The following is a 15,761-nucleotide window of genomic DNA, read 5'->3' on the forward strand; positions in this document are numbered from 1 at the left end:
GCAACGGCGGCAGCATGCGATGATCGACTGCCACAGCGTTCCCGGCCACCGAGAAAATTCCGGTTTGAAGCGGCGCAAAGGGACAGCGCTCTCGTGCCCTTTGCGCTTGAAGCAATGCCGTGCCGGGCTTAGATGCCCAGGCAGAGGTATTTGATTTCCAGGTAATCTTCGATGCCGTACTTGGAACCTTCACGGCCCAGGCCCGAGGCCTTGATGCCGCCGAACGGCGCGACTTCGTTGGAGATCAACCCGGTGTTGACGCCGACCATGCCGTATTCCAGGGCTTCAGCCACACGGAACACACGACCCAGGTCGCGGGCATAGAAGTACGAGGCCAGACCGAACTCGGTGTCGTTGGACATTGCGATCACGTCGGCTTCGTCTTTGAAGCGGAACAGTGGAGCCAATGGACCGAAGGTTTCTTCCTTGGCCACGGCAGCGTTGTTCGGCACGTTGGTCAGGATGGTCGGCTCGAAGAAGTTGCCTTCCATCGACTTGCCGCCGGACAGCACGGTGGCGCCTTTGGAAATGGCGTCAGCAATGTGCTCTTGCACCTTGGCCACGGCTTTTTCGTCGATCAGCGGGCCAGTGGTGGTGCCTGCTTCCAGACCGTTACCGATCTTGAGCTTGGCCACAGCCACTTTCAGCTTCTCGGCGAACGCGTCGTAGACCGAATCCTGAATGTACAGGCGGTTGGCGCAGACGCAGGTCTGGCCGTTGTTGCGATATTTGGAAATGATCGCGCCTTCGACGGCCTTATCCAGGTCCGCGTCGTCGAACACGATGAACGGAGCGTTGCCGCCCAGTTCCAGGGACACTTTCTTGATGTCCTTGGCGCATTCCGACATCAGTTGACGACCGATTTCGGTCGAACCGGTGAAGGACAGCTTGCGCACGATCGGGTTGCTGGTCAGCTCGCTGCCGATGTCGCCGGCGCTACCGGAAACCACGCTGAACACACCAGCCGGGATGCCGGCACGCTGGGCCAGTTCGGCCAGGGCGAAGGCGGAAAACGGAGTTTGCGAAGCAGGCTTGAGCACCATGGTGCAACCGGCGGCCAGGGCCGGGCCGGCTTTACGGGTGATCATTGCAGCCGGGAAGTTCCACGGGGTGATTGCAGCGGTCACGCCGATTGGCTGCTTGATCACGATCAGGCGCTTGTCTGGCTGGTGGCCCGGAATCACGTCACCGTAGATGCGCTTGGCTTCTTCGGCGAACCATTCGATGAAGGACGCGGCGTAAACGATTTCGCCCTTGGCTTCGGCCAATGGCTTGCCTTGCTCCAGGGTCATCAGGCGAGCCAGGTCTTCCTGGTTCTCGATGATCAGCTCGAACCAGCGACGCAGCTTGGTCGCACGTTCTTTGGCGGTCAGTGCACGCCAGGCCGGCAGCGCTTTGTCAGCAGCTTCGATCGCACGGCGGGTTTCGGCAGCGCCCATCTTCGGCACGGTGCCCAGAATTTCGCCCGTTGCCGGGTTGTTGACCTTGATCGTCTGACCATTGTCCGCATCAACCCACGCGCCATCGATGAAGGCTTGCTGGCGGAACAACTGGGTGTCTTTAAGCTGCATGTCGGCTTTCCTTAACAGCACCGCAACGAATGCGGAGCAAATTATGATTGTAGAAAGGCGCCTCGATAGGCTGCCGTCAGGGAAATCATTCACCGGGCTGAAGCACATAAATAGCGCACTGATTCAAATCGTGCGGTTCAGCACCCAGACAAGAGCGTTTGAAATCTCAAACGAATCCTAGGATCAAAGGGGGTAAAGGACAATAGGCTGTTCGAAAAAAAGAACGAAAACGACGCTTTTGCCTATTTTTTCTGATCAACGTAGCAAACGCGCGTTACAGCTTTAAAAAAACGCAGGCGATTCAGCAGCATGGACGCCCGCAGTGCATATGCGTATCATGGCGCCCGCTGCACCAGTAGCTCAGCTGGATAGAGTACTGCCCTCCGAAGGCAGGGGTCGTGGGTTCGAATCCCGCCTGGTGCACCATACGTTGTAGCGAGAAAGCCTCAGGTCTTATGGGTCTGGGGCTTTTTTGTGGGTGTTGTTTTTAGGAAACTCATGCCCCCCCGTTCAACGGTTGCTGATAGTCGCCGCACCGAAGTGGCCGACCACTAAAATCACGAACAGCCAGGCCAGCAGCGAATGCAGCCTCCCGAGGCTGGCCACCCCGCCGATATCCATGCCGTTCCTGGCGACCATCTGCTGGTCGAAGACTTTCAACCCTTAGCCGTTACCGAGCATCAGGAAAATGCCAGTGATCGGCATCAGCAGCAGGCTGCGGGCTTTGAAACTGCCTAAAGCACCTAATCCACATCCTCTCCAAAGTTTCCTTGGCCTTATCTTCTTGAGTTTGATTAAAATGATGGCACATTGCCTCAAATCACAATGGATTGTCCCTTTCGGGATTTCTTACGCTCATAGAGATATTAGAAATGATGATGTTAAAACGCTGCCTGGTGCTTTCGATTGCTGCCGTTCTTGCTGGCTGCCAAACGAGTGGTGAGGAGTATCAAGCAGATGTATTCGACGCCACTCAGGTAAACACTCAGCAGGAAGCTAAAACCGTCAAAATCCTTACGATTTCGCCGAGCAAGATAAAAGTCAGCAACGAAAAGAACAAAAAAGCAGCCATGATGGCGGGCGGGGTACTGGGTCTGATCGGTGGTGCCGCACTGGGCAACACTAAAAACACTGACACGGCCATTGTCGGCGGTGTAGCCGGTGGCGCTGCAGGCGCCATGGCGGGCTCGATGGTCAATGACACCACCCTCGTACCGGGCGTGCTGATTGGTTATTCCGAAAGCGGCAAGATCTTCACTTCTGCCCAAGTGGGTCGCCCTTGTGAGTTCAAGGTTGGCGAAATATCCCTGATGGTGATGACGATCTCCAACGAAACACGCATTCAGCCGAATGCGACCTGTCCAGAACCCAAGAAAAGCTAAGGGGTCGGACATGAAACATATAGTTCTGGGCTCCGTCCTCGCACTGCTCACCATGCCGACATTGGCAGGCCAATTCGACAATCTGTATCAAATCGAACAGCAAACCAAACAGGCTGAAGCCGCCGCTGAGGCCGAACGCCTCCGTCAGGCGGCAGCCGACCGGGCACGCGAGGAAGCTCGTAGCGCTGCTGATCGTCGGCAACGGGCAGTGGCACAGCAAGCTGCGCAACAAAGGGCCCTCGAGCAGCGCAAGACACAAGAAACTGAACATAAGCGTGTTCAAACCCGTGAAGAAGGCTTCGAAGACGAATTGCGCGCACTGGACCTGGAAGAGCGCCGCCTGGCACTACAGGCCAAGCGCGCGCGCACCGCACGTGCCAACGACTACATCGATGCGGAGTTGCGTGATAGCGCGGCACGCACCGACGTGATCCAGTCTGAAGCCGACTCGGCACGCAATGTGACCTCCGGTGCCAAGTCTCTGCTGGAAGATACCGGCAAGGCTGACGTCAACCGCTCCAGCCGCTTGTTCGGCGAGTAATCTTCCTATCGATCTTCCCCGGACCCTGGTCCGGGGCATCCGTTATCAGAGATGAATTCATATGCTGCGTTTATGTACGCTGATTGCTGCGGGACTACTGCTGAGCGCCTGCTCCAAAGAAGACCCCAAAGCCCAGGTTCCAGCTGTCGACCTGCACGGACAACTGGTGGTGGATCAGGAGATGACTACCAGTCGTCAAGCCCAAGGCATCAATGGTGAATATTACAAGCGCGTCCTCACCGTTAATGGCCAAGACATGGTCTTTGCCGATTTCATCAAGCAATTTTGCTCTGACGCCAACACCCGCGACGAAACTTGCCTGAAAGCCTTTCGCATCAAGAAAATCGATGATGTCAGCGGCGCAACCAAATTTCTCCCCAATGGGCTCTGACACTAGCAAGTACGCCAGACACAGCACATAAGGGCTTTTACCTGGACCCACAAAAAAACCGCCGAAGCGGTTTTTTTTCATTCTGTAGTCCAGTCGAACTCGTCGTACTCATCATCGTCCTCGTCGTCCTCGAAAATCTCCTCTTCAAGGTCGTCGTCTTCAACCACGTCTTCTTCCGGCTGGTTCAGCAGAAAATCCTTGCGACTCTCGGTAATTGCTCGCCGCAGTTCCTCGCCCTTTTGTGGGCAGTTGAGCATTTGGGCGATGCGGTCGATTTTTTTTGCCACGGCATCCTCCAACGCATCGGCTATAGCCTGATAGTGCGCGCTTTCGGGGGTGGATGCCAAATCCCCGGAATGCCGCGCACTTCAGTTTTCTGCAAATCCGCTGGGACGATCAGCCTTCAGCGGTGATAGCGCCGCACCACGCTGCTGTTTCTCAGGACGTGGCCTTTGATTTTTTCCAGCAGCTGCGCGCGGGTCAGGCCGGCGGGCAAGGCGTCCGGGGGCAGGTCCAGGGCGTAGATCTGGATGATGTAGTGGTGCGCGCTGTCGCCAACGGGCGGGCAAGGGCCGATGTAGCCGGTGGTTGCCTTGCTGTTGGTACCGCCGACGCCTTCGAGGCCGGGTTTGCTACCGGCGCCGGCCGGGATCTGGTGGGTGACAGCCTTGATGCCGTAGTGCACCCACTGATCGACACCCTGGCCTTTCTGGCCGTCAGGGTCGTGCATGACGATGGCGTAGCTTTGGGTGGCTGCCGGGCCGGCGTTCCAGTTCAATGCCGGGGAAATATTATGTCCGCCACAACCTGCGGAGTCGCTGGCGGCGGCGGACGTGAACAGACGGTCATCGGAGACGCCGGGAATGTTCAGGGTGAAACGTTCCTGGGCCTGCGCCGGAAACTGCACGCAAAGGGCGACTGCCAAGGCCGCGAGCCAAGGGTTCATTGAGGTCAATCGGGGCATACCGGAGCACCTTGTGCGTGTTGGGCCGTCGTCGGCGTGCAAACTATAGCCGGACCGTTCACGTCGTGGCAGGGGGGAATTGGCTGAACCTCGCGATAAGTACCAGACTCATAAGTGAAACGTCTGTCTGGAGAGCGATCATGACTCTGCATCGCGTTGCGCGTGTCGCCAATGTGCCCGAAGACCGGGGTCTGGAAGTGCAGGTCCGGGACAGCAAAATTCTGCTGTTGCGGACCGGCGATCAACTGCGCGCTTATCAGGCCGAATGCCCGCATGCCGGAGCCCCGCTGGCGGACGGGGCGATATGTCTTGGGCGCCTGACCTGTCCGTGGCACAAGGCGCAGTTTCGGATCGAGGATGGCGGGCTGTGTGAGCCGCCAGCCCTGGACAGCCTCAAGCGCTATCCCCTCGAAGTCCGTGACGGCGACATCTGGGTCGGCGACCAGCCGATGCCGGGTGCCCACCCGCCACCGGCCGACGATTCACGAACCTTCATCATTGTCGGCGCTGGCGCGGCAGGCACGGCGGCGGCAGCGTGTTTGCGCGAGAAAGGTTTCGGCGGCCGATTGCTGTTGATCGACCACGAAGCCGATGCCGGATACGACCGCACCGCGCTGAGCAAGTACGTGATCGCCGGGGAGATGCCTCTGGACGAAGTCCCGCCGCTACGCGACAAGGACTTTTACCGCGAGCAGCGGATCGAGCGCCTGCGAGGCGAAGTTGCAAGCCTGGATACGCCAAACCACACGCTGCGGCTGACTGACGGCCAATCATTGACCTACGACGCCGCACTGCTGGCCACCGGCGGCGTGCCTAACACACTGACGCTGCCCGGCGCCAACCTGCCGCAAGTGTTCGTCCTACGCTCCAAAGCCCATGCGCAGCAGATTCTCGACAGCGCCAGCGCCGGCCAGCGGGTGGTGATCATCGGTGACAGTTTCATTGCCATGGAGTCCGCCTCGTCCCTGCGCCAGCTTGGCCTGCACGTGACCGTGCTGGCCCGCCACGAAGTACCGTTTGCCAAACAGTTCGGTGACACGGTCGGCAAGGCCATTCGCGCGCGACATGAAGCCAATGGCGTCGTGTTTCATACCCAGGGCAATGCGGTACAGATCGAAGGGACGGACAAGGTCGAGGCCGTGCGCCTGGACAACGGCCAACGCCTGGCGGCCGATCTGGTGTTGGTCGGCATTGGCGTCACGCCAGCCACAGCAGCCTTTACCGGGTTGCCGAAGGAGCAGGATCACTCGCTGCGTGTCGATGGCGCAATGCGCGTGACCGACAGCCTTTGGGCGGCTGGCGATATCGCCACGTTCCCGCTGAACAACCAATACCTGCGCATCGAACACTGGCGACTGGCCCAACAGCAGGCGCGGATCGCCGCGGCCAATATGCTGGGCGGTGACGAGCATTACCTCGACGTGCCGTATTTCTGGACCTGGCATTTCGGTAAAACCTACGACTACCTCGGGCACGCCGAGGCCTGGGACGAAGTCGAGTTCAAGGGCGACCCTTACGATCCGCCGTTCATAGGCCTGTTCGGAAAAAACGGCGTGGTGTCGGCGGCGGTAGCCTGCGAGATGGACCGGGCCATGGCGATGCTCGCCGAGCGGATGAAACAATCCTTGCCCTGGGAAGAGGCATGGCGCCTGATCCGTGACGTCCCCTAGACATGCCGGACAGCAAAACGCCCGGCGCCTGCGCGATGCAGAGGCCGGGCGTTGCAGGGTTAACAGCCGCCGTTATTCAGTGGCACTGGCATCTGCGAACTTGCTCATCACAAAACTGGCAAACTCTTCGACGGTCATTTTCTGGCCGTTGAAGTCCACCTGATTGTTGGCGTAACGCAAGTTGGTGACGATGTTGTTGCCGTCCAGTTTTGCCAGTTGGCTACCGACCGCCATGCTGCTGAACATGTCCGCGGTGGCGGTGGCCTGGTCGGCAATCAGCTTGGCGTCGGTCTGACCGTCGATTTGCGACTGCACGGTGAGCACATCGACCAACATGGCTTTGGACACTTGCAGCTTGAAGTCCAGCAGCGCGATCAACTGCCTGACCAACTGATCGGTTGGCAGATCGATGGCTTGTGGCTTGGTCAGGTCGAGCACCATGTTGGCGCGGCTCTCACCGTTGGCGGTGTTGAACGACAGGTTTTCCAGGGCCACTTGTGGTCCGGCCGCCAGCAGTTTTTCCAGGCTGGACTTGAGCAGCGCCTCTTCGGCTTCGGTCAGTTTCAGCTCTGGTGCCGGCAGGCCGGCCGCCGTTGCTTCGGCCGCCGCCCTTTCATACGGCTGCAGTTTGGTCTGGTAAACCTGCATCAATGACAAGGTCGCCGGAATGTCGAGGTTCTTCAGGCTCATGGCCAGCGCACCGGAACCGATGGTCTTGCCGTTGAAAGACACGTCACCGACCTTGTAGTCGGCACGTCCGGAGGCGTTGCTGCCCTTTTCTTCAGTCAGGTTCTTCATTTCGAACTTCTTGAAGTCCAGCACCGACTGCTTGACGCCGAAAGTCGATTTGCCGCTGGCCAATTCAACGACGTTCTCGCCAGTGTAGAAACCGTAAGTACTTTTTGTCAGGTTGCTGGCCAGGGTCAGGCCGTTCAACTCAACCTGCACCGGCGCCTGGTCTTCGGACACGGTGGTCACCTTCAGGCTGTCCATGTAGCCGTTGGCCTTGACCTTCTGCGCCTTGGCGCTGGCGTCGATGTCCATGCTCAGGCCGGAGAACTTCATGCTCGACTTGTCATCCAGGGCCATTTCCAACGGCTGCAACTCGAAGGTGCCATTGGTAGCGTTGTCGTAGCCGATATTGACCACGCCGGTCAGCGGGGACTTGTCCTTGGCAGCGGCAAACCACTTCTCGGTGAGCGGGGTCTTTTCCAGCTCGTAGTGACTGGTCGCCAGGACCGGCAGCCATTTGAGCGACATCAGGCGCGAGAACGGCAACGGGCCGTGTTCGATGTGATCGACAAACAGCAACTCGACCGGCGCTTCGCCGAACATTTCGCCTTCGCCCTTGAGGCGATAGTGCGCGGTGCTGCTGAACACATGACGCTCCAGCGACACCAGTTCCAGCGACGCGGTGCCGTTGGAGCCGACCATCGCCGCCTGCAATTCCTTGTTGGCATCAGCGATCGAGGTGTTCAGCACACCTTCGATTTTGGTGCCGGTGAACCAGGCTCCGCCTGCGCTGATGGCACCGATTGCGACAACAATTCCCAGTAGCACGCCTGCTGATTTATTCATGTATGACCCGTTCAATGTCCGTTGTTGAAAGTGAGGTCGTCTTCCCTGAACCCATGACGGGTTGCGGCTCGACTGCGCTGAAAGTGAATTGCAGATTAGCACCGGGCGCGACGAACGGCTCAATGTTTAAAGGTGAAAGAGTGTCTTTGGGGGTGGTGACACGGTTGGAGATATTCGCAGTCAATGCATTCGCCATCGCGAGCAGGCTCGCGATGGCGATCGAACAGCCAATATCAACTCAAGAGTATTGGACCTCGATCTCATCCAACTGATGATCAAAACTTTTGAGCCGCGCAGTCCAGGTGTACACCAGCACTTCGAAGTCGCGGTTGATCACCGCCCCGCCCGTCACTTCCGAACGCGGGTCGCAGACGTCCAGTTGATAGCGTTCGCGGGCCATGGCCGTGGCGACATCCGCCAGTTCCCGGGCATTGCTGAGCCAGTGCCGACCGTCGTCAGCCACCTGCCGATCCAGCGCCAGACACTGTTTTTTCAGGCTCTCGAGGCTTTTTTCCAGCGGAGTGCCGGTCAATTCGCCCATGACTTCCTGAAAGGTGCGCCCCGGTTGCCAGTAACTGCCCCAGAAATAACGGTCGAACACCGTTTCGACACGACGCAGCGCCACCTTGGTGTCCCAGATCAGGACCAGGGTCTTGCCTTGTTCGAGTTGTCTTTTCTTGATGCGTTGGTTCTGGACCGAGGCCCAGGCCACCACCGCAATGGACATCACGGCAATCAGCGCGGCGGCACTGTCGAGGAACGCCAGAGCCTTGTCGATCTGGTGGGCCAGCATGATGCCGTAGAAATAGGTGGCCGACAGCAGCACCAACGCCACGATGGCGCACCAGAAGCCGAGAGCATAAGGGTTTTTCATTATTGGTTTCCCCCTGAACTGCGCGAGCCTTGTGCGAAGAAAGAGCGCTTTGCACGGGGCGCCCTCCAACTCTTCAAAGCATAGCAACGGCCTCAGGGTTTGCCGGAGTTCGACGCTTGCGTTCGTCCGCTTTCCCAACCGCCGCCCAAGGCGAGGAACAAATCGATCTGACTGGCGGCAACCTGGGTGTTCGCGGCCGCCAGTTGCGCCGTGACGTCGATGTAGGTGCGGGTGGCTTGCAGGTCCGCCAGGAACGAGGCGCGGCCGGCCTGGAAGAAGCGGTGGGTCTGGTCGGCTGCCAGTTTTGCCGATTGCTCGGCATCGGCCAGTGCGTCGCGGCGCTGCAGCAATGCCGTGTACTGGGCCAGGCCGGTCTGGGTTTCGCGAATGGCGTTGAGCACCACCCCGTCGAAATGCGCCAGGGTCGCCTGGGTAACCGCTTCGGCTTCGCGGATGCGCGCCCGGGCGCCGTTGGTCGGCACGTTCCAGGTCAGCGACGGACCGAAGCCCCAGCGGTTGGTAGACGGGTCGCCGAGATCGTCCAGGATACCGACGGTACCGATGGTCGCGCCGATGCTGATGTTCGGGTACAGCTCGCCCGTAGCGACGCCGATACCGGCCGTCGCGGTCGCCAGTCGACGTTCGGCCTGCCGTACATCGGGACGGCGCTTGAGCAACGCGGCGCCATCGCCCACCGGGATCAATTGCGCGATTTTTGGCAGCTCGTCACAGGTGGCGGTGCCAGCCGGCAACTGGTCCACCGGCTTGGCCAGCAACATCGACAAACGATACAGCCCGGCCTGACGTGCGGCTTCATAGCGCGGCATGTCGGCGCGCAGGGATTTGAATTGGGTCTGCGAACGGGTGACCTGGGTTTCGTCGCCTCGCCCGGCATCGCGCAGGCGCTGGATCAGCGTGGTGCTCTGGGCTTGCAGGTCGAGGGAGTGCTGGGCGATTTCCCGCTCTTCATTGGCTGCACACACTTGTGTGTAGGCGCGAACCACGTCGGCCACCACGGTGATGCGTGCAGTATCGGCGGCGGCCTGCGTCGCATCGGCATTGGCCTTGGCCGCTTCGATACCGCGTTGCAAGGTGCCGAACAGGTCGAACTGGTACGACGCACTGATGCCGATATCGCCGATGTTGGCCACCGGCACTTTTTCCGGTATCAGGAAGGCCTGGCCGGACTCCTGCAAACGCTGGGCGCCCATTTTCACGCCGCCGCTCCAGCCACCTGCCGCTTCGGCCTCATCGACCTGAGCGCGGGATCGCGACAGGCTGGCCGCCGCCACGCGCAAATCGGTGTTGGAGGCCATGGCCTGCTGCACCAATTGGTCGAGTCGCGGATCCTTGTACAAGCGCCACCAATCGGCCGGCACCGGCGCGGAAACCACCGTTTTACCGTCGACCGCCAGATCGCCCTGCAAGTCTGGACGATGGACAGCCGCCTCTTCAGGCAAATGATAATCCGGCCCAACCATCTGACACGCCGACAGCAGCAAGCCTAATCCGGCGACCGCCAAACCCGAGGCCTTGCTCATTGCGCCGGCTCCCGTTTCTGATCGTCGATGATCGATACCGTGGCGGTGCGCCCGGCGATCATGCGGAAATCTTCCGGCACGTCGTCGAAGGCGATCCGCACCGGAATCCGCTGGGCCAACCGCACCCAGCTGAACGCCGGATTGACGTTGGGCAGCAGGTTGTTGCCGCTGGTGCGGTCGCGGTCTTCGATGCCGGCGACGATGCTCTCCACATGCCCACGCAAGCGCGCATTGTCGCCGATCACCCGGATGTCGACGCTTTGCCCGATATGGATGCCGTTCAGTTTGGTTTCTTCGAAATAGCCATCGATATGGAACGAGTTGCTGTCGACCACCGACAACACCGGACGCCCGGCGCTGACGAACTCCTGGGCCCGTGGCGCGCGATCGTTGACGTAGCCGTCCACCGGGCTGCGGATCACCGAGCGGTCGAGGTTGAGCTGCGCGCTGTCCACCGCCACCTGGGCTTCCATCAAGGCCACTTGGGCGCGGGCCACTTTCGACTGGCTTTCTTCCAGTTGCTCACCCGGCACCAGGTTGCCAAGCCCCTTGTTCCGCTTGGCCTCGCGCTGGGCCTGGGCCAGGGTTTCCTCGCGGTCAGCGACTGCCGCTTTCGCCTGGCGCAGGGCCAGTTTGAAGCGGTCAGGATCGATGCTGAACAGCACCTGGCCACGCTTGACCAACTGGTTGTCGCGCACCTCCACTTCCTGAATCAGCCCGGAGACATCCGGCGCGATTTGCACGATGTCGGCACGGATGTGCCCGTCGCGGGTCCAGGGCGCGAACATGTAATACATCACCATGCGCCAGACCACGACAACGGCGAAGCTCACGATCAGCAGGGTCAACACCACGCGACCCAGGGTTAGAAACGGTTTTTTCATGTCATCAGGTATCGACTGAGTGAGTCCACGGCGCCAAGCAGCAAGGCGTAGAGGGCCACGTTGAACAATGCCCGGTGCCAGACCAGACGGTAAAAGTGCAGGCGCGTCAGCACCCCGTGCACCAACAGGTACAACACATACGTAATGCCCATCAGCACCAGCAGCGTGGGCAGGAACACCCCGCTCATATCCAGGTCACCGATCATAAAGGCGCTCCATCAATGCCATGGGGAAGCGGCTCTTCGGGCTCGGCGGAGCCGACGAATTCAACGCCGGGCAACAGTGCCAGGCGCAGGCCGCTCAGGGCGTGCAGAAGATGCCGACGGGTTTCGTCATCACCGGCACCGCTGAGGGCACGGCGCGTGCGGTCGAGGGTCATCAGCAACGGGCTCGGTGCCTGCAGGCGTTCACCGGCCTTGAGACAGGCCTTGAAGTACTCGCCCACCTCGGCCACCACCTGACGCAGCAGCACCTGCGGCACACCAAGGACCCGCGGCGTATAAGCGAGCAGGTCCAACAGATTCAGCGCCACCCGCACTTCCCGCAGCGCCACGCCGGAGTCCTGGCCGGTCATGGCCAGGCGCGGCAGATGCTGCATCAACCGATCGAGCATCCGTATGCCCAGAAGCCGATGCTCAGACAACGTGGCCGGCTCGGAGAGGCTGACGATGTCACGCCAGCTGAAACGGGTCAGGCGCTTGGCCGCCAGTTCGGCACCGAACGGCCGGGCAATCAGGGTCCAGATGAACGCGAACAGCAAACCCATGGGGCCGGCCAGGTTGGAGTTGGCGAAACTGAGGAAGTCCGCGTCGTAAGCGCCCTGAATGCTGATGAAGGACGAGGTGTTGACCAGAGTCAGCAGCATGCCCAGGTAAAACTGCGGCTTGACCGTCAGGGTGCCGATGCAAATGAACGGCACGGCAAACGCCAGCACCAGCATCGGAAAGTCATGCAGGTTGGGCAGCACCAGAAACAGATAAAGGCTGGCGAACACCACCGACATCGCAGTCCAGAAAAAGAACCGGTAAATCTGCGGCGCCGGGTCGTCCATCGAGGCAAAGAAACTGCACGCCACCGCCGCCAGGATCACGGCGCTGCCGCCATCGGTCCAGCCGAGCAGAATCCACAGCACCGAAGCGACGATAATCGCGGTGACGGTGGACGCCGCGGAATAAAACATCAGGCCGCGATCCAGGAACGGGGATAGCCGTCCCAGCCGCCAGTGCCGATACGCCGCGCGCCAGCTGTCCTGGCTTTCGCACTGGATGGCGTATTGCAGGCTGCGACAGTCCTGCCACAAATCGATCCACTCGCCGAGTCGGTAAATGGCGTTGGAGAACAGCAGTTGCTTGCGGTCATCCAGCGCTTCGGGAGCCGGTTGCAGGGCCTCAAGTTGATCCTTCAAGGCTTGCCAGCGGTCGAGATCGGCATCCTTGTGCTCGAGCCATTCGGTGGTGGCGGCCAGCAAGGGTGCGAACTTGTCCACAAGCTCCGGGGTGCGCCGTTCCAGGGCGTAAAGCGCGTCGTCAAGGGCATCGATCACTGGCAGCAGGTGAATCATCCGTCCGCGCAATTCCTTGGTGTTACGCACTGTCTGCGGACGCGAGCCTTCGTGGGGCAACTGACCGATCATCAGCTCCAGGGAGTTGAACGTGGCGACCATCGACGTGCGCAACGCACTGACTTCTTCAGGCTGCACGTTGCGGCTAAGGAAACGCAGGCTGTAGGTCGATGCATCGGTAAACCATTTGCTCACCGAATCATTGAACACCGGCGCCAGGCGCCGGGGCCAGAACATCGCACCGACCACCGCCGCCACGGCGATGCCCAGAAAGATTTCCTCGGTCCGCGCTTCGGCCACGTCCCATACGCCGAGCGGGTTGTTCACCACTGGCAGGGCGATCAACGGCAAGGTGTAACCGGCGAGCATCAAGGCGTAGTTGTTGGCCGTGCGCAAATGCAGGGACAGAAACAGCAGAGTCCCGGTCCACAGCGCGATCACCACCACCAGCACGTAAGGGCTCTGCACGAACATCGGCACGAACAAAACCGCCGCCGCAGCGCCGATAAAGGTGCCGACCGCCCGGTACAGCGCCTTGGAACTGGTGGGGCCGAGAAACGGACTGGAAACGATGTACACCGTGGCCATCGCCCAGTACGGACGCGGCATTTGCATGAGCAGGGCGATGTACAGCGCGATCATTGATGCGGCGAAAGTGCGGACTCCGTAGAACCAGTCCCGCGCCGGGGGCATGCCCGAGAAAAATCCGTTCAAGAGTTGGCCACCGATGGCGGCGTGGCCGCTTCAAATGCTCTCAGTACCCGCAGCGTAGCCTCCAGATCACTCTGGTCAATGCCTTCCAGGACTTCGTGGCGCAAGCGCACCAGCTCCACTTCGACCGCCTGCACCAGCTCCCGACCGGTTTCGGTCAGGCTCAGGCATTTGGCGCGGCGGTCCTGTGCATCTTCGGTGCGGCAGACGTAGCCGCCATGGCACAACTGATCGAGCAGGCGTACCAGCGACGGGCTCTCCATCCCAGCTGCCTGGGCCACCGTCACCTGGCGCACACCCTCGCCCAGACGCCCGATCATCAACAGCGGAACGGCGCAGGCTTCGGAGATTCCATAGTTGGCCAGCGTGGTCTGGCAGATTTTGCGCCAATGCCTGGCGGCCACCACCATGGCGCTGCTGATGTTCATCTGGAGAACGTCGAGGTTATTCGGCACGAGGGACAATACACACTGTTAGTTTGCTAACTATCAATATTGCATTGGAGGGGATTTTCCGTCAAGTTTTGAAACAAATACGTAACAGCGACCTGCCAAGAGCCATCAACGTTTCTTGGCTCGCTCATACACTTGACTGCGTTCGCGCTTTCCTACAGCAACGACAGAAACGACGACGCGCTCATCTATCACCTCGTAGACGAGTCGATATCCCGATGACTTCAACTTGATTTTTTAGCAGTCGGGCATGCCATGGAGTGAGTCGGAAGGGATTCGAGGCATTTCGAGCCGCTCTGCCAACTTCTTTTTGAATTGCTCACGTAGCGTGTGCCCCAGCTTGTCCCATTCCTTGCGTGCAGACGGCAGAAATTCGAGCTTATAAGTCATCCAGCGTTACCGGGATCGGTGTTTCATGACGACGAGAACGCACGATTTCCGCCAATTCCAGATCATCCAGGCGCTCCATCATGGCTTCGAACACATCGGCAGGGACCATATACCCCATGACACGATTGTGATTGAGCACTGCGACGGGCCCTCCATGGGCGCCATTCAAAACGGCAGAGGGGTTTTTCTTTAGTTCAGACACGCTGACAGCCATATCAGCCAAAACACTTTGCATAATTAAGACCTCAAATGAGGTCTTAATTCTGGTCAATTATTGTATTCAGAGCAACCTCGGTTGAGCACCGCCTATCAGTTTTCTACACCCCCCGCCCCTTCCTCAACATCACATCCAACTGATCCACCACCTCCGCCCAATCCGCGTCATCGAGTATCTCCTCACGCAGAAGCTCCGCCTGACTCGGGCTCCAGAAAAAAGCATCCGCAAGGTGCAGTTCCGGTTTGAGCGGTGAATGGGTCGCGATGAATTTATCAATGCTTTCGGCGTCGTCCGGCAGGCCGAGTTGCTTGAACAGGGATGGAAGGTTGTGGGTCGGGTTTTCCATGACGAACTCCTGATTACCAATTTAGGGACCGCTGCGCGGTCATTCGCGAGCAGGCTCGCTCCCACAGGAAAATTCGATCTCCCTGTGGGAGCGAGCCTGCTCGCGATGATGGCAGCGAAGACACCGCAGACTCAATGACTCAACTCCCGCACCTCGGCATGCGGCACCATTTTCAGAAACTCGGGCATGTCCATGCGCACCAGGTTGACGTGGTTGCCGGCCTCCAGATAGATGTCTTTCTGCCGGGTCAGCATCGGATCGATCACCACCTCCAACCCATACGACTCACCCAGCGCCGGTACGGCACCGCGTTCGCAATCATCGAACAGGTGCGCCAGGTTGCTTTCGCGGGAAACCTGCCACTCACCGCTGCTTCGGACTTTGCTCAGGTCAAGGTGACGGCTGGCGGGTAGCACGGCCATCAGGTAATGCCCATGGTGATCGTCGAGGATCACCGATTTGGCCACCCGTTCGGCAGGAATACCTGCGACCCGCGCCGTTTCAAGGCTGCTGGCCGAGTGTGGGTGGCTGACGATGTCATATTCGCATTGAGCCTTTTCCAGGCTTCGCTGCACGGTTCTTGCCATACGCATGATGCACCTCGGTGTCCGCCATGATCGCTTGCGGACGATGATTAAAGCTTGGCTTGCGTAGTAAAAGTCTAGGCCCGCCGGCGCGATCCGGCGGG

18 protein-coding genes, 1 tRNA gene and 1 pseudogene are annotated in these 15,761 nt (G+C 59.7%); 5 read left to right on the forward strand and 15 right to left on the reverse strand.

What is annotated here, in order from left to right; translation table 11 throughout:
• Positions 1-128 precede the first annotated feature (128 nt).
• A complete protein-coding gene (gene gabD, locus KGB07_RS11105) occupies positions 129-1,571 on the reverse strand; it encodes an NADP-dependent succinate-semialdehyde dehydrogenase (protein WP_223465405.1) in 1,443 nt (480 codons plus the stop codon).
• Positions 1,572-1,920: 349 nt separating this feature from the next.
• On the opposite strand from gabD, the gene KGB07_RS11110 reads away from it, so the two are divergent.
• Positions 1,921-1,997: transfer RNA gene (locus KGB07_RS11110), tRNA-Arg, on the forward strand.
• A gap of 84 nt (positions 1,998-2,081) precedes the next feature.
• On the opposite strand, the gene KGB07_RS11115 is transcribed toward KGB07_RS11110, so the two are convergent.
• Entirely contained in the window at positions 2,082-2,231 is a 150-nt protein-coding gene (locus KGB07_RS11115; protein WP_185754783.1) for a hypothetical protein, read from the reverse strand.
• A gap of 212 nt (positions 2,232-2,443) precedes the next feature.
• Between KGB07_RS11115 and KGB07_RS11120 the strand changes: the two genes are divergently transcribed.
• The 3 genes from KGB07_RS11120 (at position 2,444) to KGB07_RS11130 (ending at position 3,885) form a co-directional block, all read left to right on the forward strand.
• Positions 2,444-2,953 carry a hypothetical protein gene (locus KGB07_RS11120; RefSeq protein WP_046040710.1) on the forward strand — a complete coding sequence of 170 codons (510 nt, stop codon included), beginning with the start codon at positions 2,444-2,446 and terminating at the stop codon, positions 2,951-2,953.
• A 10-nt stretch (positions 2,954-2,963) separates the two neighbouring features.
• Positions 2,964-3,494: a DUF5384 family protein gene (locus KGB07_RS11125; protein ID WP_046040708.1), complete on the forward strand. Its 531-nt coding sequence runs from the start codon at positions 2,964-2,966 to the stop codon at positions 3,492-3,494.
• A 61-nt stretch (positions 3,495-3,555) separates the two neighbouring features.
• Positions 3,556-3,885, forward strand: a complete 330-nt coding sequence (locus tag KGB07_RS11130) for a hypothetical protein (RefSeq protein ID WP_223465406.1) — start codon at positions 3,556-3,558, stop codon at positions 3,883-3,885.
• Positions 3,886-3,962: 77 nt separating this feature from the next.
• On the opposite strand, the gene KGB07_RS11135 is transcribed toward KGB07_RS11130, so the two are convergent.
• On the reverse strand, positions 3,963-4,232 hold the full coding sequence (locus KGB07_RS11135; protein ID WP_223465407.1) for a hypothetical protein: 270 nt from the start codon (positions 4,230-4,232) through the stop codon (positions 3,963-3,965).
• 56 nt (positions 4,233-4,288) lie between these two features.
• Positions 4,289-4,849: a YbhB/YbcL family Raf kinase inhibitor-like protein gene (locus KGB07_RS11140; RefSeq protein WP_223465408.1), complete on the reverse strand. Its 561-nt coding sequence runs from the start codon at positions 4,847-4,849 to the stop codon at positions 4,289-4,291.
• A gap of 140 nt (positions 4,850-4,989) precedes the next feature.
• On the opposite strand from KGB07_RS11140, the gene KGB07_RS11145 reads away from it, so the two are divergent.
• Positions 4,990-6,519 carry an FAD-dependent oxidoreductase gene (locus KGB07_RS11145; protein ID WP_223465409.1) on the forward strand — a complete coding sequence of 510 codons (1,530 nt, stop codon included), beginning with the start codon at positions 4,990-4,992 and terminating at the stop codon, positions 6,517-6,519.
• 72 nt (positions 6,520-6,591) lie between these two features.
• Here KGB07_RS11145 and KGB07_RS11150 read toward each other — a convergent pair whose 3' ends face one another.
• The 11 genes and pseudogenes from KGB07_RS11150 to KGB07_RS11200 all read right to left on the reverse strand — a co-directional run bounded on the left by KGB07_RS11150 (position 6,592) and on the right by KGB07_RS11200 (position 15,666).
• Complete coding sequence (locus tag KGB07_RS11150) at positions 6,592-8,097, reverse strand: YdgA family protein (RefSeq protein WP_046040699.1); 1,506 nt, start codon at positions 8,095-8,097, stop codon at positions 6,592-6,594.
• Positions 8,098-8,335: 238 nt separating this feature from the next.
• On the reverse strand, positions 8,336-8,971 hold the full coding sequence (locus KGB07_RS11155) for a hypothetical protein (RefSeq protein ID WP_046040698.1): 636 nt from the start codon (positions 8,969-8,971) through the stop codon (positions 8,336-8,338).
• Positions 8,972-9,063: 92 nt separating this feature from the next.
• Positions 9,064-10,512, reverse strand: a complete 1,449-nt coding sequence (locus tag KGB07_RS11160; RefSeq protein ID WP_223465410.1) for an efflux transporter outer membrane subunit — start codon at positions 10,510-10,512, stop codon at positions 9,064-9,066.
• Positions 10,509-11,396, reverse strand: coding sequence for an HlyD family secretion protein (locus KGB07_RS11165; protein WP_046040694.1), 888 nt, complete (start codon positions 11,394-11,396; stop codon positions 10,509-10,511). The genes KGB07_RS11160 and KGB07_RS11165 overlap by 4 nt, the downstream gene beginning before the upstream one ends.
• The gene (locus KGB07_RS11170; protein WP_046040693.1) at positions 11,393-11,602 is read right to left on the reverse strand and encodes a DUF1656 domain-containing protein; all 210 of its coding nucleotides are present in this window, start codon (positions 11,600-11,602) and stop codon (positions 11,393-11,395) included. The genes KGB07_RS11165 and KGB07_RS11170 overlap by 4 nt, the downstream gene beginning before the upstream one ends.
• A complete protein-coding gene (locus KGB07_RS11175) occupies positions 11,599-13,671 on the reverse strand; it encodes an FUSC family protein (RefSeq protein ID WP_223465411.1) in 2,073 nt (690 codons plus the stop codon). The genes KGB07_RS11170 and KGB07_RS11175 overlap by 4 nt, the downstream gene beginning before the upstream one ends.
• Positions 13,668-14,096: a MarR family winged helix-turn-helix transcriptional regulator gene (locus KGB07_RS11180; RefSeq protein ID WP_046040691.1), complete on the reverse strand. Its 429-nt coding sequence runs from the start codon at positions 14,094-14,096 to the stop codon at positions 13,668-13,670. The genes KGB07_RS11175 and KGB07_RS11180 overlap by 4 nt, the downstream gene beginning before the upstream one ends.
• 132 nt (positions 14,097-14,228) lie before the next feature.
• Positions 14,229-14,510: pseudogene (locus tag KGB07_RS11185) on the reverse strand (type II toxin-antitoxin system RelE family toxin).
• Complete coding sequence (locus KGB07_RS11190) at positions 14,500-14,745, reverse strand: type II toxin-antitoxin system prevent-host-death family antitoxin (protein ID WP_046040690.1); 246 nt, start codon at positions 14,743-14,745, stop codon at positions 14,500-14,502. The pseudogene KGB07_RS11185 and the gene KGB07_RS11190 overlap by 11 nt, the downstream one beginning before the upstream one ends.
• Before the next feature lie 82 nt (positions 14,746-14,827).
• Positions 14,828-15,073, reverse strand: coding sequence for a DUF2789 domain-containing protein (locus tag KGB07_RS11195; RefSeq protein WP_046040688.1), 246 nt, complete (start codon positions 15,071-15,073; stop codon positions 14,828-14,830).
• 131 nt (positions 15,074-15,204) lie between these two features.
• Entirely contained in the window at positions 15,205-15,666 is a 462-nt protein-coding gene (locus KGB07_RS11200; protein ID WP_046040686.1) for an aminoacyl-tRNA deacylase, read from the reverse strand.
• Between the last annotated feature and the right edge of the window lie 95 nt (positions 15,667-15,761).

Source organism: Pseudomonas sp. GL-RE-26 (assembly GCF_019956275.1).
GTDB classification, from domain to species: domain Bacteria; phylum Pseudomonadota; class Gammaproteobacteria; order Pseudomonadales; family Pseudomonadaceae; genus Aquipseudomonas; species Aquipseudomonas grandcourensis.